Origin of the sequence: Candidatus Puniceispirillum marinum IMCC1322, assembly GCF_000024465.1 — a bacterium.
GTDB classification, from domain to species: domain Bacteria; phylum Pseudomonadota; class Alphaproteobacteria; order Puniceispirillales; family Puniceispirillaceae; genus Puniceispirillum; species Puniceispirillum marinum.
Genome location: NC_014010.1, coordinates 1115258 through 1137452, shown reverse-complemented (window position 1 = coordinate 1137452; position 22195 = coordinate 1115258). Strand labels below are relative to the sequence as shown.

Annotated in this window: 11 protein-coding genes; 5 read left to right on the top strand and 6 right to left on the bottom strand. The window is 50.3% G+C overall.

Annotated elements, in window-relative coordinates:
• Position 1: 1 nt before the first annotated feature.
• Together fabI and SAR116_RS05420 are read right to left on the bottom strand one after the other, a co-directional pair.
• Positions 2-820: an enoyl-ACP reductase FabI gene (fabI, locus tag SAR116_RS05425; protein ID WP_013045934.1), complete on the bottom strand. Its 819-nt coding sequence runs from the start codon at positions 818-820 to the stop codon at positions 2-4.
• Between the two features lie 280 nt (positions 821-1100).
• On the bottom strand, positions 1101-1688 hold the full coding sequence (locus SAR116_RS05420; RefSeq protein ID WP_013045933.1) for a hypothetical protein: 588 nt from the start codon (positions 1686-1688) through the stop codon (positions 1101-1103).
• A gap of 223 nt (positions 1689-1911) precedes the next feature.
• Here SAR116_RS05420 and pdxH point away from each other — a divergent pair, with 223 nt between their 5' ends.
• From pdxH to SAR116_RS05405, 3 genes are all read left to right on the top strand, one after another.
• A complete protein-coding gene (pdxH, locus tag SAR116_RS05415; RefSeq protein ID WP_013045932.1) occupies positions 1912-2502 on the top strand; it encodes a pyridoxamine 5'-phosphate oxidase in 591 nt (196 codons plus the stop codon).
• A 226-nt stretch (positions 2503-2728) separates the two neighbouring features.
• On the top strand, positions 2729-5167 hold the full coding sequence (locus SAR116_RS05410; RefSeq protein ID WP_013045931.1) for a GcvT family protein: 2439 nt from the start codon (positions 2729-2731) through the stop codon (positions 5165-5167).
• Positions 5168-5206: 39 nt separating this feature from the next.
• Entirely contained in the window at positions 5207-6760 is a 1554-nt protein-coding gene (locus tag SAR116_RS05405) for a trimethylamine methyltransferase family protein (protein WP_013045930.1), read from the top strand.
• A gap of 9 nt (positions 6761-6769) precedes the next feature.
• Here SAR116_RS05405 and SAR116_RS05400 read toward each other — a convergent pair whose 3' ends face one another.
• Genes SAR116_RS05400 through SAR116_RS05385 form a run of 4 tightly spaced genes read right to left on the bottom strand, consistent with a single transcriptional unit; the run spans position 6770 to position 12114 of the window.
• Positions 6770-7378: a sarcosine oxidase subunit gamma gene (locus tag SAR116_RS05400; RefSeq protein WP_013045929.1), complete on the bottom strand. Its 609-nt coding sequence runs from the start codon at positions 7376-7378 to the stop codon at positions 6770-6772.
• The gene (locus SAR116_RS05395; RefSeq protein WP_013045928.1) at positions 7371-10412 is read right to left on the bottom strand and encodes a sarcosine oxidase subunit alpha; all 3042 of its coding nucleotides are present in this window, start codon (positions 10410-10412) and stop codon (positions 7371-7373) included. Before SAR116_RS05395 ends, SAR116_RS05400 begins: the two co-directional genes overlap by 8 nt.
• Positions 10412-10798, bottom strand: a complete 387-nt coding sequence (locus SAR116_RS05390; protein ID WP_013045927.1) for a sarcosine oxidase subunit delta — start codon at positions 10796-10798, stop codon at positions 10412-10414. The genes SAR116_RS05395 and SAR116_RS05390 overlap by 1 nt, the downstream gene beginning before the upstream one ends.
• Before the next feature lie 17 nt (positions 10799-10815).
• Complete coding sequence (locus SAR116_RS05385; protein ID WP_013045926.1) at positions 10816-12114, bottom strand: sarcosine oxidase subunit beta family protein; 1299 nt, start codon at positions 12112-12114, stop codon at positions 10816-10818.
• Positions 12115-12526: 412 nt separating this feature from the next.
• On the opposite strand from SAR116_RS05385, the gene SAR116_RS05380 reads away from it, so the two are divergent.
• Positions 12527-13696, top strand: coding sequence for a M20 aminoacylase family protein (locus SAR116_RS05380; RefSeq protein WP_013045925.1), 1170 nt, complete (start codon positions 12527-12529; stop codon positions 13694-13696).
• Between the two features lie 136 nt (positions 13697-13832).
• Entirely contained in the window at positions 13833-22088 is an 8256-nt protein-coding gene (locus SAR116_RS05375) for a triple tyrosine motif-containing protein (protein WP_013045924.1), read from the top strand.
• Positions 22089-22195 lie beyond the last annotated feature (107 nt).

Below are 22195 nucleotides of genomic sequence, written 5' to 3'. Positions count from 1 at the left end.
GTCACACTACAGAAATATCTGGCGCGTCAACCGCCTTCATGCCGACGACATGATAGCCGCAATCTACATGATGCGTTTCACCGGTCACACCAGACGATAAGTCTGACAACAGATAGGCACCGGCACCGCCAACATCATCAAGCGTTACATTGCGCTTCAATGGTGAATTATATTCATTCCATTTCAGAATATAGCGGAAATCGCCAATTCCGGATGCGGCCAGCGTTTTCATTGGGCCGGCAGACAGGCCATTGACGCGGATATTTCGTCCGCCCAGATCAACAGCCAGATAGCGGATAGATGCTTCCAGTGCGGCTTTGGCAACACCCATGACATTATAATGTGGCATCACGCGTTCGGCGCCATAATAGGTCAGTGTCAGCAATGCCCCACCATCATTCATCATATCGGTAGCGCGGCGCGCAACGTCGGTAAAGGAATAGACTGAAATATCCATCGTCCGGCTGAAATTATCGCGGCTGGTATCAACATAGCCACCTTTCAGCTCTTCCTTATCCGAATAGGCAATTGCATGCAGCACAAAATCAAACTTGCCCCATTTGTCGGCAAGTGTCGCGAATAACGCGTCCATACTGGCTTCATCGGTAACATCACATGGCAGAACAATATCACTGCCAACCGAGGCGGCCAGCGGTACCACGCGCTTTTGCAAGGCCTCACCCTGAAAGGTGAAGGCAAGTTCTGCGCCTTGTTCAGCCAGCTTGGAGGCAATCCCCCATGCAATTGAACGTTCGTTAGCCACGCCCATAATCAGGCCACGTTTTCCCTGCATGAAACCTGTTGTGGTTTGATTGTTCATTACCCTTATCCCTCTGACTAAAATTCGTGCGGCTCCGGGTGCCCCTAGTGCCTTTATAATGATTTGTGCCAGTTCATAGCATATTTTGGGTCAGACCGCTATTGTAAAGCCTTGCGAAACAAGCGCAATAGCAAGGCTTTAAAAACATCCCTAGGCTATGCGCTTCGGTGCATCAGCATATCTTCTAGACATAAATAAAGGGCAGAAACACAGTTTCCACCCTTGATATTATTATAATTATCGCGTGCGTTACCGCATCGTGCCTAGCAAAGCATCATATCTAGCGAATAGAATAGGTAATGCTTTTGCGGATTTCGACACGAGCCCCAGTTGTCAAAGGGGTGCTTGTTTCTAGCGTAATAATACGTCCGTCCACTTCTATTGTGTTGCGATAACCGGTTACCTTTTCGATATTTTCCTTAATCATCACGGTTTGCACTGAACAGACTTCCTGTTGGTTATAGCCAACAATCTTTTGGCCTTTTTTGTTCTTTTTGGCATGTTCTCGGCCAAGTATAGCCCCGGCAACGGTACCAGCGGCACCTGCGCCATCATTATCCGACATTTTGTTACCGACGGCTGATCCTATCAGACCGCCAATAATCATGGCACCCAGATCCGAGCTTTCACCCTGCGCTTCACCATAGATTGGCACATTTTCATTGCGGCAAGTGCGTTGGTCGGTTGGTGTTTCTCTTATATAGCTTGTGGTTAGCGCATCCGATTGTGTCACCGTGCCAATGGCGGTTTCGATCCGTGTCTCGGCAGATGCTGTCGGTGCGACAAGCGAACCAGCCACTAAAAGAGAAAAAACGGCCGACATGAACAAAACATTGTGGCGGCGTTTTTGTGTTACTAGCTTAAACATTTTACGATCCTGATCTGTTAGCCCACGTCAATATGCTATAATTATGTATGATATTAAAATATGGCAATTATATGTTTTGGCCAAATTTTTAATAGCTAATTGTTGACCTTGATGCGTGACAGGTGGCAATGCGCCGCACCTATTGTTGTCCCGACGCTAACATACTATTTATATAGTGATTTATTTACTGGTTAATAAAGACCCTTTTAAGGAGTGCATATAGATGGAAATTGTTGCTGGAACTGATCCGTTTGGCTTGTTTCAAACGTGGTTTGACGAGGCGGTAAAAGCCGAAATCAACGACCCAGATGCTGTCGCGCTGGCCTCGGTTGATGCTAATGGCATGCCGTCGGTTCGAATTGTTCTGCTCAAGGAATGGTCACCTGCCGGTTTTGTGATTTATACAAATTACGAAAGCCGTAAGGCCGATGAGTTGCTGGCAACGGGCAAGGCCGCCTTTTGCATTCATTGGAAAAGCCTGCGGCGTCAGGTACGTGTAGTTGGTTCTGTTTCCAAGGCTGACCCGGTACAGTCGGATGCCTATTTTGCATCTCGTGGACGAGGTAGCCAGATTGGTGCTTGGGCATCAGCCCAGTCACGCCCACTTACCAGTCGTGATGATTTGGCCGCCCAGGTGCGCGTTGTTGAAGACCGTTTTCCGGATATTGTGACGCGCCCGCCGCATTGGGGTGGATTTTCGATTGATCCACAGGAAATCGAATTTTGGGCAGATGGCGAACATCGTCTGCATGACCGTTTCAGATTCACCGCCAATGGTAAAGCTGGCTGGGATATTCAGCGCTTAAATCCATAGCCATCTGAAACACTTTTGTGACAGCAACAGACACCCGATCACGAACTTGATAGCCTCATTACGTGTATTGGATGTCTGTTTTTTCGATTTTAGCCTAAATTTGGGTAAATTCTGTCGGATGAAAAATGCTTTTCGCCCAGCCTATGCATAACATACATGGGTGATATTCTAAGCCGCATGGCAGGCGGTTTTGATAAAAGATTTACCGGTTTTTAGGAGGAACGGCATGAAATCACATGCTCGTGTTGTTGTAATTGGTGGTGGTGTTGTCGGTGTCAGCACGCTTTATCATCTGGCCAAAAAAGGCTGGACTGATGTGGCTCTGATTGAGCGCAAGGAACTGACTTCCGGATCGACATGGCATGCAGCCGGTTTGCTGCCTCTTTTCAACATGTCCTATTCAGTCGGTCAGATTCATAAATATTCTGTCGCGTTTTATCAGCAGTTACAGGAAGAAACCGGCATGAATGTCGGCTTCCGCAAAGTGTCGAATATCCGCCTGGCCACAACGCGTGACCGGATGGATGAATATCGGCAATATGCTGGAGTTGCTAGTACAATAGGTATTGATGTTGATTTTCTGACCCCGGAAGACATTGTCAAATATTGGCCGTTATGTAACCCCGAAGGTCTGATTGGCGCGATCCGTCATCCCGAAGATGGCTATATCCAGCCTGCCGATTTGACCCAGGCGCTGGCGCGTGGTGCCCGTGACCGTGGTGCAGAAATATACCGCAATACAACGGTAACGGCTATTTCGCGGACAGCTTCTGGCGAATGGAAAGTCACCACTGATAAAGGCGAGATCACCTGCGAACATATTGTATCGGCAACAGGTAATTTTGCGCGCAAAACAGGCCAGATGGTTGGCTTGAATATCCCTGTGATTCCGGTTGAACATCAATATATCGTGACCGAAGCGCATCCAGACATCAAAGCACGGCATGACGCTGGTGAGCCAGAGATGGGCGTCCTGCGTGATTCCGATGGGCAATGGTATATGCGTGAAGAGGCTGGTGGTCTGATTTTGGGACCATATGAAAAAAATGCGCCTGCCTGTTACGTCGATGGGCCAAGTGATGATTCCGAATATGAACTGTTTCAAGAAGATTTGGAACGGCTTGAACCGCATATTGAATGGGCAATGCATCGCGTGCCTATTTTTGGCGAGCTTGGTGTCAAAAAGGTCTATAATGGCGCGATTGCCTATACACCTGATGGTAATCCGATCATTGGCCCTGCATGGGATGTGCCGAATTTCTGGCTCAATGAAGGCCACAGCTTTGGTATCACCGCCGCTGGTGGGGCGGGTTGGCAGCTTGCCGAATGGATTGTCGAGGGTGAGCCTACTATCGATATGCTTGGCGTTGATCCGCGCCGTTATGGCAGTTACACAACGCAATCCTACCTCAAGGTTAAGAATGAAGAAGCCTATGCGAATGTCTTTACCACCCATTATCCGGATGAAGAGCGTGAAGAGGGGCGTCCATTACGCACCGCGCCATGCTATGACCGGCTAAAGGCGCTTGGTGGCGTATTTGGTCAGAAATTTGGCTGGGAACGTGCGAACTGGTTTGCACCCGAAGGGGTCGAGGCCGTTGATGACTGGTCATTCCGCCGTTCCAAATGGTTTGAGCATGTTGGTAATGAAGTCAGAAATGTAGCTGAAAATGTCGGTGTTCTTGATATGAGTGCCTTTGCCAAGGCGCGCGTTTCTGGGCCTGGTGCCGAAGCCTTTCTCGATTACATGATTGCCAATAAATTGCCCAAGAAAGTTGGTCGTGTTGCTTTGTGCCATGCGCTCACTGACCGTGGCGGCGTTCATTCTGAATTCACCATCCAGCGTGAGAGTGCCGACAGCTTCTATCTTGTTTCGGCGGGTGCAAACCAGCGTCTTGATCATGACTGGCTTAAAAAGCATATGCCTGACGATGGGTCGGTGCGTTTTGAAAATATCACCAATGCGGTTGGCGTTCTGGTTCTTGCCGGGCCAAAATCACGCGATCTTCTTGCCAAAATCACCCGTTCCGATCTCAGCAACGAAGCGTTTCCGTGGCTGTCAGCACGGATGATCGATGTCGGGCTGGCACCGGCAATGGCTTTCCGGATGAATTTTGTTGGCGAACTTGGTTGGGAATTGCATCATCCGATCGAATATCAAAATCACATCTTTGATGCGATCATGAAAGCTGGTGCTGAATTTGGCATCAAGCCGTTTGGCATTCGCGCGATGGATGCGATGCGTCTGGAAAAATCATACCGTCTTGTTGGCACTGAATTGTCGATTGAATATGCGGCACTTGAAAGTGGTTTACAGCGCTTTGTTCATCTCAACAAAGGCGATTTCAAAGGTCAGAAAAATCTGGCCGCTTGGCAGGCTGATGGCTTTAGCAACGCGCTTGTTACATTACAGGTGCATGACACAACGGACGCCGATGCGATTGGCAATAACCCGATTATGACGCCCGATGGCACCGTTATTGGGCGCGCTACAAGTGGTGGTTATGGCTTCCGCCTTGATAAATCACTTGCAATTGCTATGGTGCGACCTGATCTGGCGGCTGTGGGTACGAAATTACTCATTGATGTGCTGGATCAACGCCTGAAAGCAACTGTAATTGATGAGTCGCCATACGATCCGAATAATGAAAAATTGCGCGCCTAGATTATAGTGTTGGTAATTTATTAAGACCGAGGATAGACAATGTCTGAAACACAGACCAGTGAAAGAAAAAGCCGCCGTGGTGGTGGTCGTGATGCACGCCGTCAGATGCGCGCGGCAGGGGCTGCAGGCTTGTCGGCTCCCTTTATCACACGCGAGATTGCTCCGGTAGATATTCTCAGCGAGGAAGCTACTGAAATTATCGAATATAATGCCGAAACCATCCTTGAAGAAATTGGCATTGATTTTCGTGATGATCCAGAGGCACTTGATATTCTGCGCAATGCAGGTGCTGACGTCAAAGGTGAACGTGTACGCTTTCCACGCGGGCTTGCCCGTCAGCTATGTGCGACCGCGCCAGCCAGCTTTACACAGCATGCGCGCAATCCCGAACGTTCGGTTGAAATTGGCGGCAATAAGACGGTCTTTGCGCCGGTCTATGGCCCACCCTTTGTTCGCGACCTCGCAGGCGAGCGTCGTTATGCGACGATGGAAGATTTCCGTAATTTTGTGAAGCTGGTTTATATGCACCCGGGATTCCATCATTCGGGTGGCACTGTCTGCGAACCTGTTGATTTGCCGATTACCAAGCGTCACTTGGAAATGATTTATGCGCATCAAAGCCTGTCGGATAAGCCCTATATGGGGTCGGTCACCGCGCCAAGCCGCGCTGCCGATACGGTCGAGATGTCGAAAATATTATTTGGGGCTGATTTTGTTGCAAAAAATACCGTTGTGACCAGCCTAATCAATGCCAATTCACCGATGACATGGGATGATACGATGCTGGGCGCGCTTAAAGTTTATGCGCGCAATAATCAGGCAGTGATTACCGCGCCGTTTATTCTGGCGGGGGCGATGTCGCCAGTCTCGGTTGCGGGAACCTTGACTCAGACACTGGCCGAAGCGATGAGCGGTATTGCCTTTACCCAGGCGGTTAATCCGGGGGCACCGGTAATCTTTGGTAGCTTTGCCAGCTCGATGTCGATGCAAACAGGTGCGCCAACCTTTGGCACACCGGAACCGGCCAAGGTTCTTTATGCCTGTGCCAAGCTGGCGCGGCGGCTGAATGTACCATTCCGGTCTGGTGGCTCGTTGACTGGATCAAAGACAGCTGATGCACAAGCGGCTTATGAATCAACACATACGATTATTCCAACCGTTATGGGTGGGGTGAATTTTGTCCTGCATGCGGCTGGCTGGATGGAAGGTGGTCTGGTTGCTGATTATGCCAAGCTATTGCTTGATGCCGACCAGCTCACCATGATGCAGGATCTTGTAAGTGCTATTGATGTCAGTGAAAATGGTCAGGCCATGGATGCTTTGCGCGAAACTGGCCCTGGTCAGCATTTTCTGGGATCCAGCCATACACAGGCTAATTTTGAAACCGCTTTCTGGCGTTCCGAGCTGGCTGATAATACGACCTTTGAACAATGGTCTGCCGAAGGCGCGGCCGAAAGCAACGAACGCGCGCGCAAACGTGTTGCCGAAATGCTGGAGTCCTATCAGGCACCAGTGCTTGATCCAGCCAAGGATGAAGAATTGCGCGCCTATATCGCCACCCGCATGGAAGGCCTGCCCGACAGCGACTTCTAGGGCATTTATCTAGGCTTTGAAATTAAAACCATATTCCAGCGACGCATCTGCTATCCAGTCGAGCAGATAGGCGGCAAAACTTGTCCGGCACAAAATGGTCATACTGCCATCCGGCATCGCCATCATCGTGACCGCGGCATGTGACAGCATGGTTTGCGCTGTCTGGCCTGCGGTGAACTGGCTTGGATGCAGATCAAGCGCACAGCCCTTGGCCAGCACCTTTAACAAGGCGGGCCCGGATAGGCGAAACGCACAAAGGCTATCGGTGACATTGGTGACAGCAGCACGCTGGCCGTTCTTGATTTCTGCTGAAATAATGCCGTGCAGATCACTTTCCTTGCCAGCTTCGCAAAGGATCAGGAATTCATCTGGTCCCAGCCACATAACATGGCGTTCGCCAGCCGACACATAGCTATTGGCTTTACGTGGCAGATTGCAACCAGTCGCTGTATTGACAATGGGGTTGATCCCCTTGCCACCGCGCATATTCAATTTACCAAGATGCTTTAATTCACGCATCTGAAGCCCGATTTTACCCCCATCGGGGTTGGGTATCGTTATGTCATCGCGGCCGGACATTGGTGTACGTCCGGGAATTTGCACAGCATTATTAGCCATCGATGCGTTCTCCTTTCGGATCAAAAAACACGGTATCGGTTATTTCGGCCTCGATAACGTCTCCGTCCAGCATAGGCAGATAGACCGTCTGTCCCATCATCTTATGACCGCCTTTCAGCATCGCCATGGCGATCGACCGGTTTACATTTGGCGAATAATAGGACGAAGTAACCTGACCCAGCATTTCCATAGGCATAGGTTGATCAGGATCGACCACGACATGCGCACCCTCAACGATCACCCGTTTTGGATCCTTTGTTTGCAGCCCGACAAGCTGTTTGCGGTTTTCCAGCGCCATTGATTGCCGCGCCAATGCGCGTTTGCCGATGAAGTCGGGTTTCTGTTTGGAAACGATCCAGTCCATATTCAGATCGGTTGGTGTCACCGACCCGTCAGTTTCCTGTCCGACAATGATAAAGCCCTTTTCGGCGCGCAGCACATGCATCGCTTCGGTGCCATAGGGGGTTATATCATGCGCTTTGCCAGCCTTCATCAGATGCGTCCACAGTGCCAGACCATGGCGGGCATGAACATTGATTTCAAACGATAATTCACCGGTAAAGGAAATACGGAAAATCCGCGCCGGAATGCCGCCAATATGACAATCCTGCATCGACATAAACGGGAAATTGCTTGCCGAAAGGTCAATATCGATCTGCGCATCTTTGAGAATTTTAGCTGCCTTTGGGCCTGATAATGTTGCCACGGCCCATTGCTCGGTGACCGAGGTCAGATACACATCCAGTTCCGGCCATTCGGTCTGCAACCATTCTTCCATCCAGTCCAGAACACCAGCTGCACCGCCGGTTGTTGTGGTCATATGAAAATGGTTCTCGCCAAGTCGCGTGGTCACGCCATCATCCATGACCATGCCATCATCCTTGAGCATTAGCCCATAGCGGCATTTGCCAACCGCCAGCTTTGACCAGCTATTGGTATAAATACGGTTCAGAAATTCGGCAGCATCCTTGCCCTGGATATCAATCTTGCCAAGCGTCGATGCGTCTAGTAGGCCCGCACTCACCCGGGCGGCACGCACTTCGCGGTTGACCGCGTCAGACATGCTCTCACCATCTTTCGGATAATACCAGGCGCGCATCCATTGCCCGACATGCTCGAATCTGGCACCGGCGTTGCGGTGCCAATCATCCATGCGGGTCAATCTGACCGGGTCAAACAGCGCGCCGATATCGCGGCCGGCAATGGCACCGATATTCGTTGGCGTATAGGGCATTCTGAATGTTGTGGTGCCAACTTCGGGAATTTCACTTTCCAACGCATCGGCCAGAATGGCCAGCGCATTGATATTTGATGTTTTGCCCTGATCAGTGCCCATACCCATTGTGGTGTAACGCTTCAGATGCTCGACTGACTGATAGCCTTCGCGCGCGGCAATACCGATATCGGTCGCGGTGACATCATTCTGAAAATCAACAAAGGCTTTAGGGCCTTTTCCGGCATCACTGCCATTGGTGATTTTCCATGCGGCCAGAGGCCGCCAGCTTTGTTTGAATGTTGCAACATCCGGCATGTCGGCGTCTTTACATTTGAAACCGGCAGCAAGTGCCGCCTTGGTGCCGTTACGCATACCGTCTTTCATCGCCGTGACCAGATCAAAATTGCCATTACAGGCACCGGCATTGAAACAGGCTTCATGTACGCTTGATGGCTTGAAACACAGTTTTGTATCATCCCACTGTAATTTGCCGCGCGCCTGCGAATGCAGATGCACAGCCGGCGACAACCCCCCAGACATCGCCAGCAGATCGACATCAAAATAGTCCTGATCGCCAACCACTTTGGTGGCATCTTTATTGACCGGTGCGACTTCAATGCGGGCGATCCGCTTGCCGCCATGTGCGATTGTCACGGCATGTCCTGTCAGCACATCAATGCCAGCACGTTTTACGGCTGTTATCAAGGCACCACGTGGCTCAGGCCGCAGATCGACCACGGTCACATAGGCACCTGCTTCATGCAGTGCCAGCGCGGTCCTATAGGCATCGTCATTGTTGGTAAAGACAGCTGTGCGGTTCCCTGGCACAACACCGTAACGGTTGATATAGCTACGCACGGCACCCGCCATCATCACGCCTGGCAGATCATTACCGCTAAAGACCAATGGACGCTCATGCGCACCTTGTGCCAGAACCACCTGCTTGGCACGAACTTTCCACAGGCGCTGGCGCGGCAAATGCGCTGGTCGTTCTTCCAGATGATCGGTCACACGTTCATTCAGCGTCAGATAGTTGCTGTCCATATAGCCAAAAACCGTTGTCCGCGGAAGCAAAGTCACTTCGGGCATAGTGGTTAATGTGGCCACTGTCTTGGCAATCCATGTGCTGGCTGGGTCGCCATCAATCTCAACATCATTCTCGCTAAGCAACCAACCACCAAATTCATTCTGTTCATCGGCCAGAATAACACGGGCGCCGCTGCGTCCAGCTTGCAGCGCTGCCATCAGGCCGCTGGCGCCACCACCAGCGATCAGCACATCGCAATGGGCGTTGGTTTTTTCATAGCGATCAGGGTCATTATGGTCATCGGCAACCTTGCCAAGGCCAGCGGCATTGCGGATCACATGCTCATAGGTCATCCATAATGAAGCAGGCCACATAAAGGTCTTATAGTAAAAGCCAGCTGGAAAAAACCGGGCAAGAAGCGAATTCACCGCGCCCACATCAACATCCAGAGATGGAAAGCGATTCTGGCTTTCGGCGTAAAGCCCATCGAATAATTCGATCTGCGTCGCGCGCAGATTTGGTTCGGCATAGGCACCTTTGCCAAGGCGGATCAGCGCGTTCGGCTCTTCCGATCCGGCAGACAGAATGCCACGTGGACGGTGATATTTGAACGAACGCCCAACAAGATGCACATTATTTGCTAGCAAGGCCGAAGCAAGCGTATCGCCTTCATAACCCTGATAAAGCCTGCCATCAAAGGTAAAGCTGATGGGTTTGGCGCGGTTGACACGCCCCATAGTGGCGTTACGGCTTGTTTGCGCCGCAGGGGACTTTGATTTTCCAAACGCCATTACCGGACTCTCCCTTTGCTGCCTAATGCCTTTGATGACGTAGCATTTGGTGATGCCGCTTTTTCGGCTGGGCTTTGCCGCCGCCAGCTATTTTTAAAGACACTAGCCGCAGGCTTGCTTTTGGGTAAGGCACCCATTGGATAGATTTCAACGATCTCGTGGCTTACCGTATCGCGCGCAACATTGAACCAGCGTCGGCATCCGGCAGTATGGCGCCAGCGTTCCAGAAACAATCCTTTGGGATTATCGCGCAGAAACAGATAATCAGCGAATTCGGCATCGGTGATGCTGTTTTCGGCCAGCGGGCGGGCAATATGCGCTTCACCGCCACAGGCAAATTCGGCTTCTTCGCGAGGGCCGCAATGGGGACAATCAATAATCAGCATCGTTGGTCTCCTGTTCCCTAATGCGCCACGCCAGCTGCGCCATGTTCGTCAATCAGCAATCCGGTCTGGAAGCGGTCAAGCGAATAGGGTGCTGCAATCTTGTTGGGACGGTCATTGGCAATCAGGTCGGCAAAAACATGGCCTGATCCGGGTGTGGCCTTAAAGCCGCCAGTACCCCAACCACAATCAAAGTAAAGTCCGTCAATATCGGTTTTTGAAATGATTGGCGACGCATCAGGGCAGGTATCGACGATGCCACCCCAATGCCGGAGCATACGCAGACGCGACAATACCGGAAACAGCTCAACGGCGGCGGCCAGCATATGCTCGGGTACTGGAAATGATCCCCGCTGGGCATATGAATTATATTTATCGACACCCGCACCTAGCACCATTTCGCCTTTATCAGACTGACTGATATACATATGCACCGCGTTTGACATTATTACGGTATCGAGTATCGGCTTGATCGGCTCGGATACCAATGCTTGCAAAGGACGGCTTGCCAATGGCAGACGGATGCCGGCCATTTCGGCAACAACGCTTGAATGGCCAGCGACAACACAGCCAACCTTGCCGGTTTTGATATAGCCACGCGTTGTTTCGACACCGACAATCTTGCGTCCCTGGCGACGCAATCCGGTAACTTCGCATTTCTGGATGATATCAACGCCCAGATCATCTGCCGCGCGGGCATATCCCCACGCCACCGCGTCATGTCGTGCGGTACCGCCACGTTTCTGTAAAAACCCACCCATAACCGGATAGCGGATTGACTGGTCAATATTGATGCAGGGGACAAATGCCTTGATTTCGTCAGGACCTAGAATATCTGAATCAATACCGTTCAGACGGATTGCATGCACCCGGCGTGACATTTCGCGGACTTCATGTTCGCTATGCGCGATGGTCAGAACGCCACGTTGGGAAAACATCACATTGAAATTGAGATCCTGCGACATGCCTTCCCACAGTTTCATAGAATGTTCATAGATCGCAGCTGACTCATCCCACAGGTAATTCGACCGGATGATGGTGGTGTTACGACCTGTATTACCACCCCCAAGCCAGCCTTTTTCGATGACCGCGATATTGGTCATGCCATGCACAGCCGCCAGATAATAGGCTGTAGCTAGGCCATGCCCACCGCCACCGATAATCACCGCATCATATTCGGCTTTGGGTTCGGCGTCGCGCCAGGCGCGTTGCCAGTCTTGGTGGTAACTCATCGATTGCCGCGCAAGGGCAAAGGCAGAATATCTTGGTTTGCCGCCAGGCAGTCCGCGATTGCCCCGATCAGGCTGGTTTCCGGCCATGTCATCTACTCCTAAATAACCATCTCTGCCCCGATATTGAGCCGGAACATTCGATGCTAAATGTAGCGTCACACACTGCGCTTTGGTCAGGTCGATCCCTGTCTTGTCAGCGACGCGGGTTTTGTTTCTTTCGACATGCGCACCAAACGTAGCTCTAATAGCCTAGATTTTGGCGCAATCTCACAGTCAATACCAATTTCCACACCCGAAGAATAGTAAAATCCGTTATGAAATTGACACCAAAAACTTAAAATCCCCGCAAGCAGAATATAAATTCAAGCTGCCGCTATGCGTAAAGTTGCTCGTGCTTGACGCTGGTTGCGATTATGCCATTATTGGGCATGGCCAGCATCACCCCGTCGTCCTATGATGCATTCAATGATGTAATGGTAAATGATATGAGGAGCGCCCTATGGCTGTTATAAATTCGATCGCTGACCGACATGATGATATGCGTGGCTGGCGACATCTTCTGCATGCGCATCCTGAAATCGCCTATGAGGAAGTCTGGACGTCGGATTTTATCGCTGACAAGCTCGCATCCTTTGGTATCGAGGTGCATCGTGGCATGGGTAAAACCGGTGTTGTGGGTGTTTTGCGTGGTAATGGAAACAGCAATGCGGCGATAGGATTGCGCGCCGATATGGATGCCTTGCCGATGCAGGAATTGAACGAATTCGAACATGCCTCGCAGATAGATGGACGCATGCATGCCTGTGGGCATGATGGCCATTCGACAATGTTATTGGGGGCGGCGCAATATCTGGCTGAAACACGGAATTTTGACGGCACTGTCTATTTCATTTTTCAGCCTGCCGAAGAAGAAGGCGCCGGTGCCAAAGCCATGGCCGATGATGGTCTGTTCACCCAGTTCGACATGCAAACCGTCTGGGGTATGCATAATTGGCCGGGGGTTGATGTGGGGACTGTCGGGGTGCATCGGGGTGCTTGTATGGCGGCGGCTGATATGTTCGACATTCGCCTGAATGGCGTTGGTGCGCATGGTGCTATGCCGCATCAGGGGGTTGATCCGATTATTTGCGGTTCTGCCTTGGTGCAATCATTGCAAAGCATTGTTTCACGCCGGGTGTCACCTTTGTCACCGGCGGTTGTGTCGGTAACAATTTTCGAAGCGGGCAGTGCGATGAATGTTATTCCGGGCACCGCGCGTCTGGCGGGGACGGCACGCGCCTTTTCGGCAGATGTGCGGGCTTTATTGGAAGCGTCCATTCGCGAAATTGCCGCCACCACCGCCGCGGCGCATGGATGTGAGCTTGAGCTTGACTGGATCGCGGGTTATCCACCAACAGTCAATCATCTGGCTGAGGCTGATCGCGCTGCGTCTGTTGCCGCGTCTGTTTTGGGTGCTGATAAAATCGTTACCGATATCGAACCATCAATGGCGTCCGAGGATTTTGCCTTCATGCTTGAAGAAAAGCCCGGTGCTTATATCTGGCTTGGTGCGGGTCAACCTGAGGCCGATGGCAATCTGCATAATGCGCGCTATGATTTTAACGACGAGCTTCTGCCCTTGGGTGCCAGCTACTGGGCGTGCCTTGTTGAAACCGAATTGGCCAAATAGCCCCCATTTGCCAGTTTGTTACACCACATATAAATCATCAAAATTAATTGCTGCTAATTAACGTATAATTAACCGACCCCGAATATAATTTTCAGAATCGAAGTTTGATTCTTGGAAGTTGTGTTTGGAGTCGTAGATGCCTGATGATTATCGCCTAAATAACGTTGATAAGAATAACGCGGATATGCGCCGTCACGATGCGGCATCATTATCTGTGATTTCGCGTGCGCTTTTATCGGGTTCCAGCCTGTCTGCTGTTTCCGCTTCCACATCTTATCCTCTGGCGTCTCGTGTGGCACCTTCTTTATCCCCCGGTTTCTGGCCATTGGTGCTGATGCTGGCAGCCTGTGGCGGCGGCGGTGGTGGCGGTGGCGGTGGGCCAGCGACCAGCGGTACGCCATCCACACCGGCCGCACCGGCCGCACCGGCCGCACCGGCTATGGTGCAAAAATCAGGCTTTGTACATAACAAACCATTCAGCGGTGGCGTTGCGTGGCTGGATGTGAACAACAACCAAAGAATTGATGAAGATGATTATCGCATCCCTGGCCAGACCAACGAACAAGGTAGGTATAGCGGTCAAGTGCCAGCCGAGCATCAAAACAAAGCCGTGATGGTCGATACAAGAAACACTAAATATGCAGGTCAATTACCAGACACCCTTTTGTCTGTGCCTAATGCCAACATTGTTTCACCGATCACACATGGCCTTGCTAGGAAAAGCATAAATCGGGAAGATTTGCCTGAGCAATACAATCCTTTACAGCAAAACATCTATGAAGAAACCAATGACCCTATCAGGAAAGCCGTCCGCAAGGCTGTCGAAAAAATATTGCCCCGTATTTCCTCTCAAATTAAGCAGAATGAGGATAATATTGCACGGAATCAGAATGATATTCAGCAGAACGCACAAGAAATAGACCGATTAAGAGCTGAACTTAAAGCTGCACTTACTGCGTTGAAGCAGGAGGTTGCGCGTCAAGTAGAGGCAATCGAATATGATCCTGTGGTGGCCGTAACGAATAACGCCAATTTGGATGAAGGCACGCTCGCGGGCGACACCAATATTGGTGTTAGCTTTAGTGTGACTGACGCTGACAGTGGTGAGTCGGGCTACCGTACGCCTAGGGTCGCTATATCCGGTGATAATCGTTTCAAGCTTACGGGTGATCTGGCTAGCGGCTACCAAATCGTCGCCAACGCGCGCGCTACCTTTACCTCGGGTGAGACGATTGACTTAAGGATCACCGTCATTGACGGCAACACCAGCAACCGCATTACCAAGGATGTCAGCTTCACCGTTGGTGATATTGAATATCCGCCAACTTTGACTGTCTCGCAGGCACGTCCGCAGGCCGCACTGAACGAAACCATCGGCAATGCACGCACCCCTTCAGAGATTAATTTGAACATAGATGTGCGGGCAGATGATGCTGATGGGAATTTACAGCCCATTGTTATTGAGCGGCAGGTGGGTAATCGCTTTGTCCGTGACACGCGGTTTGAAGTTAAAAATAACAAGCTTTATGTCAAGGCTGGTCAGCAATTCGATTATGAACATGCTGACAACCCGAATGGTGTCATCACATTGCGCATTACGGCAAGCGATCCCACACGTTCTGTGTCAAAAACAGTCACTGTTCACATCACGAACCAAAACGATCCGACGACAGGTACGGTTTCGGTTAGCGGTCTGACAAATGGTAATGTGGAGATAGGCGGCGAGGGGGTCACGGCGCAGACGGATGGGCTAACTGACCCTGATGACAGTTCATTGGACTTTGACTATAAATGGCAGAAGCGGCAGGCGGATGGCCAATGGCAATATGTGCCGAATGCAACCAGCGCAAATTTCACCCCGAGTGAGGAGGGCACCTATCGGCTAGAGGTGACGGCGGTGGATGATGATGTGTTCAACGCCACCAGCGCCCCCTTTTATTCGGCGACATTCACCGTTACCACCCCGCCACAGGATCGTCCGACGACAGGTACGGTTTCGGTTAGCAATCTGGCAAGGAGCAATGTGGCAGGTAGCAATGTGGAGACAGGCACCGCGGTCACGGCGCAGACGGATGGGCTAACTGACCCTGATGACGATGAATTGGACTTTGACTATAAATGGCAGAAGCAGGTGAATGGCCAATGGCAATATGTGCCGAATGAAACCAGTGTGCGTTTCACCCCGAGTGAGGAGGGCACCTATCGGCTAGAGGTGACGGCGCGTGATAGTGTGTTCAACGCCACCAGCGCCCCCTTTCATTCGGATCCGTTCACCGTTACCACCCCGCCACAGGATCGTCCGACGACAGGTACGGTTTCGGTTAGCAGTAGCAATCTGGCAGGTAGCAATGTGGATACAGGCACCGCGGTCACGGCGGTTACTAACCTAACTGACCCTGATGACAGTTCATTGGACTTTGACTATAAATGGCAGAAGCGGCAGGCGGATGGCCAATGGCAATATGTGCCGAATGCAACCAGCGCAAATTTCACCCCGAGTGAGGCAGGCACCTATCGGCTAGAGGTGACGGCGCGTGATAGTGTGTTCAACGCCACCAGCGCCCCCTTTTATTCGGCGACATTCACCGTTACCACCCCGCCACAGGATCGTCCGACGACAGGTACGGTTTCGGTTAGCGGTCTGACAAATGGTAATGTGGAGATAGGCGGCGAGGGGGTCACGGCGCAGACGGATGGGCTAACTGACCCTGATGACAGTTCATTGGACTTTGACTATAAATGGCAGAAGCAGCAGGTGAATGGCCAATGGCAATATGTGCCGAATGCAACCAGCGCAAATTTCACCCCGAGTGAGGCAGGCACCTATCGGCTAGAGGTGACGGCGCGTGATAGTGTGTTCAGCGCCACCAGCGCCCCCTTTCATTCGGATCCGTTCACCGTTACCACCCCGCCACTGCAAGTGCCAACATTGAACACCATTGCCAATCCAAGACCTATTGTTGACACATCTGAGACTGATAATTTTGCTGACGTTACCGGCACGTTCACATCCCCCGATTCGGGTACCAAAACCTACAGCGTTGCTAACGAAGTGCGCCTAACCGGAGCCGAAAGAACCAGTAATCCAACTTTCACGCATAAAGTCACAATGCCCCTTGCCACCTTATGGTTTCATGAAACCAGCGGGGCTTATAAAATCACTTATGATGCCGCGGCGATTAACAGCGCGGCACCGACAGACTATAATTATTATTTTATTGTAACGGTTACTGTTGCTGGGCAAACATCGACACCCAAAACATTGCAGGTTCAGATCACCGCCGTTAATGATTTGCCAGATGCCAACGATGATAGCAACGCGGTCAATGAAGGGACGAGTATAAGTGGCAATGTCATCAGCAATGACAGCGATGCCGAAACCGCCAGGTCGGCTCTGCGGATTACACATATCTGGACAGGTAATGGCACAGGCGGGACGGCGGGCACCATTGGCAATAGCTTACAAGGTCAATATGGCACCCTGACACTGAATGATAAGGGCGCCTATAGTTATCAAGCGAACGACGATATAGATTTCGCCAGATTAATTCCTTTGGTTTATGATCACTTTACCTACCGCGTGTCAGACGGTACTGGCGGCACGGCTACGGCCCGACTGAGCATTGAGGTAAATGATGCCCCCACACAACCACAGCCACAGCCACAAGAAGCCGTTGAGATAGCGTTTACCGCACATTCGACCCTGATGGCGGGCACGGTGCAACATGGTACAGATACCGGCATTAGATTCACCGTATCAGGTGGGGCTAGTCCTTTTAATATAACAAGTGATTATAGATATACATTCGCTGTTCAGCATATTGAGGGTAATCTTTATAAAGTCGTAACCAGTCAGACCAATGCATTCTCGGATGGCGACACCATTAGACTTACTGTTAGGGTAACTAGATCTAGCGATAACACCAGAATCGAAAAAAATTTAACCTTTGTCGTTGGTGATCCACGCGATGGTTCGGTGGACACTGGCCCTCAAACTCTTTTGGGACAGGCATCTATAGCCGATACATTCAAGGTTGATAATTATGTGTCGCCCAAAACCGGAGCTGATAAAATTGTCGGTTTTGAAATTAGGCATGACAAAATCCGAATTGGTGACCCTGCCAGAGACACTCGTTTTAATAGTGCCGTGCCAGAACATTACAATATCTGGGTGCGGGTAGAGGGGAATGATACCCTTATCTATAATTCATTGGAAAATGCGCTTGCCGGTGGCGGCAGGCAAGGTGTCTTTGCTATTCTTCAAGGCGTTCAATTAACCGCTGAAAACCTTAAACCAGGTGCTAATTATGCTTTCACTGAAGGCCGTGTCACACCGACTTTCGTGCATGATGGTGTTACGAATGCTGGCAGGGATACGCTAACAGGCACAGATGGCGTTCGCGAAACCTATATTATTGATGCAACGCCCGGCACGTTGGAACAGGCGGATATAATCACTGGATTCAAGCGTCAGGGTCATGAGAGTGGCTTTAATACATATGAAAAAATCATCTTCAGATCTGCCGATGGCAGCGCCCTTCCAGCAGACACCATCATTAGCTACGAATATGACGGTCGTGCGCATAAGGTCACTGTTTATCTAGGGGCTCATGTAGGTTCAAATAACATTCTGCTCGTTTTTGATAATATTTTTGGGGATGACTTTAGGCACAAAAATATTTTTGCTCCACAACCTAATGTAACCTTTCAAGAAGCCACCCGGACAAATGCACTGGACAACATTGACCAACCCACCGCTTTGACAGACCCGCCTAACGGTGAAGGTAGTTTTGATGACGTTACCGGCATTTTCACATCCACTGTTGCGGGTAACAAAATTTTTTCTATATATGCGAGTGCTAATAATCAGGTTGATAGATACCCAGAGGCCGTTACGGATCTGGAATTCACGCATAAAGTCACAATGCCCCTTGCCACCTTATGGTTTCATGAAACCAGCGGGGCTTATAAAATCACTTATGATGCCGCGGCGATTAACAGCGCGGCACCGACAGACTATAATTATTATTTTATTGTAACGGTTACTGTTGCTGGGCAAACATCGACACCCAAAACATTGCAGGTTCAGATCACCGCCGTTAATGATTTGCCAGATGCCAACGATGATAGCAACGCGGTGAATGAAGGGACGAGTATAAGTGGCAATGTCATCAGCAATGACAGCGATGCCGAAACCGCCAGGTCGGCTCTGCGGATTACACATATCTGGACAGGTGATGGCACAGCCACAACTGGATTGCTCCCTAATGCCGATGGTCAATTTATCGTGCGAACCGTCCACGGCACCCTGACGCTGAATAATGATGGCAGCTATGGCTATGTTGCGCGCACTGTATCTAGTACGGTTACGGATGTCTTTACCTACCGCGTTATAGACGGTGATGGTGGCACAAATACGGCCACGCTGACCATTACGGTCAATGACGTGCCAGAAGAACCGTCCTCCTCATTGCAGGCTAATCCGAATAATCACAGAATGGATGAAGGTGTGGTGTCAGAGGCAAAGCGTCTGGCAATCATTGAGCTCCCCATTTCTTCGAACAGATCGGTTGAAATTCTCAGCGTCGATGGATTGAGATATCTCGATTATCCTGTGTTGCAGAGCCTTTTTGAAATCCGCAACGGTAATGAGTTGTGGTTGAAGAAGGATGCCGAGTTAGAGTACGATCGGCTAAGACCCCAACCTCAAAGTCAAGGTGATGACAGCACGGTAGCAGATAGCTACGAGATTGTGTTACGTCACCAGATTAATGATGAGAGCTCTACAGATATTACATTCACGCTGAATGTGGACAACGTTCTAGAAGATCCGGTTATCAATATTAATGGAAACCAACTCGTGTTGCCAACCACCACCGAAGCGGCTCAGAATTTCTATACCGGGATTCGTCTGGAAATTTACGATCCGGACAACATCCGGAGCATTCACGATAACATAGAAAAATTCGGTGTTAAAGTTGAACTGAGTGATGACCGTTTTGGAATTGCTCCTTTTAGCATTAACAGACCAACGGGATTTAATTTCAATGGTGAACCGCCCAAACAGTCCTATTCCCTGTTTTTGAAACAGGGTAATACTATCACGTCCTACGATCCGATCACCCTGATCATTAAGGCCACTGACAAATCAGATACAGTCATACAAGAAGAGATAGAATTTCAGGTCGCAAAGGTGAAATCCAGCGTTCAGGGGAATGAGGTGACGAGCTTCACTCTGGTCGATTTCACGGCTGGCACGCGTATGACGAATTCTGATTTGACTGTCACGGCTGTAATAATCAGCCGTCTGCCAACAAATAATGCAAGGCTGTTGCTGAACAATAGTGATGTGACAAAGGGGCAGGTGATCGCGATTAATGACCTGCCTAGTCTGACCTATCAACCGACTGCGAGCTACGATTTTGGGTTCAAATTTAGGTACAATGATTATTATAATGACAGCCTCCTCAGCGCCGAATATACCATGCGGATCAATGTGGTGGTGGAACAGTCTACACCTGACATCGGTGATCCGCCAGTCGGACAGGAAATGCCAGTCGGACAGGAAATCCTGTCCGTGTTTGGTGTTGAAAATAACAGAGCGTATACTGGTGAAACACTAACAGCTCCATTGAAATCTGCTGGTTCTAGCACTAACCCGACACAGCGTACTTATGGATGGGAGCAGAAGGTGAACAATGTTTGGCAGGATGTGCCGAATGCAACCAGTGTGCGTTTCACACCGACAGAGGCAGGAACCTACCGTTTGCGCGTCACAGAGACTGCATCAGGTAGCTCGTCACGGTACTTTAGCGGGGAATTCACCGTCGACACCGCGTTGCAAAGCGATCTGACCCTTGGTTTTAGTGACCCGGACGCTACCCAGAAAGAAATCCAGGAAACACATGGAAATGCCAGTGGAAAGGGTACAGGTTTTTACCTAACATCGAGCGTTTCCAATCTGTTTACGGCCTTGCGTGGCACCGAATATGTCGGGTATGTGATGACGATTGAAAGTCGTCAGGCGGATGGCTCTTTCGCCATAGATACGCGATTTTCGGTTAGAAGTAATGGCAAGCTTTCGGTCAAGGCTAATAAAAGCCTGGATTTCGAGAGCGAGCATAATCCGAATGGCCTGATTGAATTGCGAATCACCGTTAGGGACAGAGAAGGTAACACGGCAAAGCTTCATGTCCCGATCCAGTTGACTGATGTGGCGAATGAAATTCCATTTGGCAGTCTTGAACTTATGACAGGAACCGGCAGAAGCAGCGTACCGGTTGATACAGATTTACTGTTGCCTTCAGGGGTTGAATATTCAATTAATGAGGAAAATTTCAAAGATCCTGAGGGTGTTGAGCTTACCTTCACATACAAATGGATGACTTGGAGCAGGGATCCGCGAGGTACAGTGACACTCGGTACTCCGGTTACGAGCACAAGCTTCACCCCGCCGAGAGCCGGAAGTTACAAGCTTGAGCTGGATGTGAGTGATGGCACCAATGTGTTGAGAATGGAGAAAGTATTCTTCTTCTATAGGGACGATGATATAATACTTGACAACACAGCGGTCGTCCTCGGGGAGAATATGACCTATTCAACCGCCGCCGTCGCGACCATTACTCCTTCGTTTGCACCGGCGTTTTTCCTCTATAAGATTAATGATGATCTGGTGTCTGATCTCATCCGAGACCGCAGTGAAATTAAGTTTGAGGTGCGGAACCAGCATGAGCTATGGGTGAAACCCGATGCCACATTTGATTTTGAAAAGCATGTGACTTATGAAGAAGGCTCAACAAGGCCTAGTCAGGCCGTGATTAAGGTCGTGCTACGTGATAGTTCAGCCATGAATCCTTCTGCCGACAAAATCTTCTATCTCAATGTGAATGACGTGCCTGAAAACCCCATTGTGACGTTGAGGCAAAATGATTCTGCAACCTTTAACTTTACGCCTGGCTCCCGCGAATATCTGAAGAATATTGCCATCTATGATCCAGACGACCTTAAGGGAGAGGGCGAGCCAACGGATTTAAGGTATGAGTTGAGCGATGATACTAGGTTTGAACTGGTGAAATATGAGCCCAGTTATCTTAACAAGATCGTACCCGGGCATCTTGAGGGGGTTCATTATCGTCTTAAGGTTAAGAGTGATGCGCAACTCAACCCCGGTGAAACGATAACTCTGATAATCACGGTTTACGAAGGCGAAGGAACTGCTATAAACGGTCAATTAACACTGACCATTAACATTTCGGCAGCATCTGGACAGTCGACATCTGGCCAGAGCGGTGGCAGTGGCAGGGCGATGACAGAGGTCGTGCAACCGGATGATGATTTTGTGCCCGATGCGGGGACGGAAGAAATTGGCACGGTTCAGAACGATTTTCTCTGATCCTCTATCGCTGACCTGTCTTGTTTGAGTTGTTGATTTTAGCTGGGTGTTCCTGACTATTTGCCTGTTTCTTGGAATTCTATTGCCGCGCAACGCATGTTTGTTCA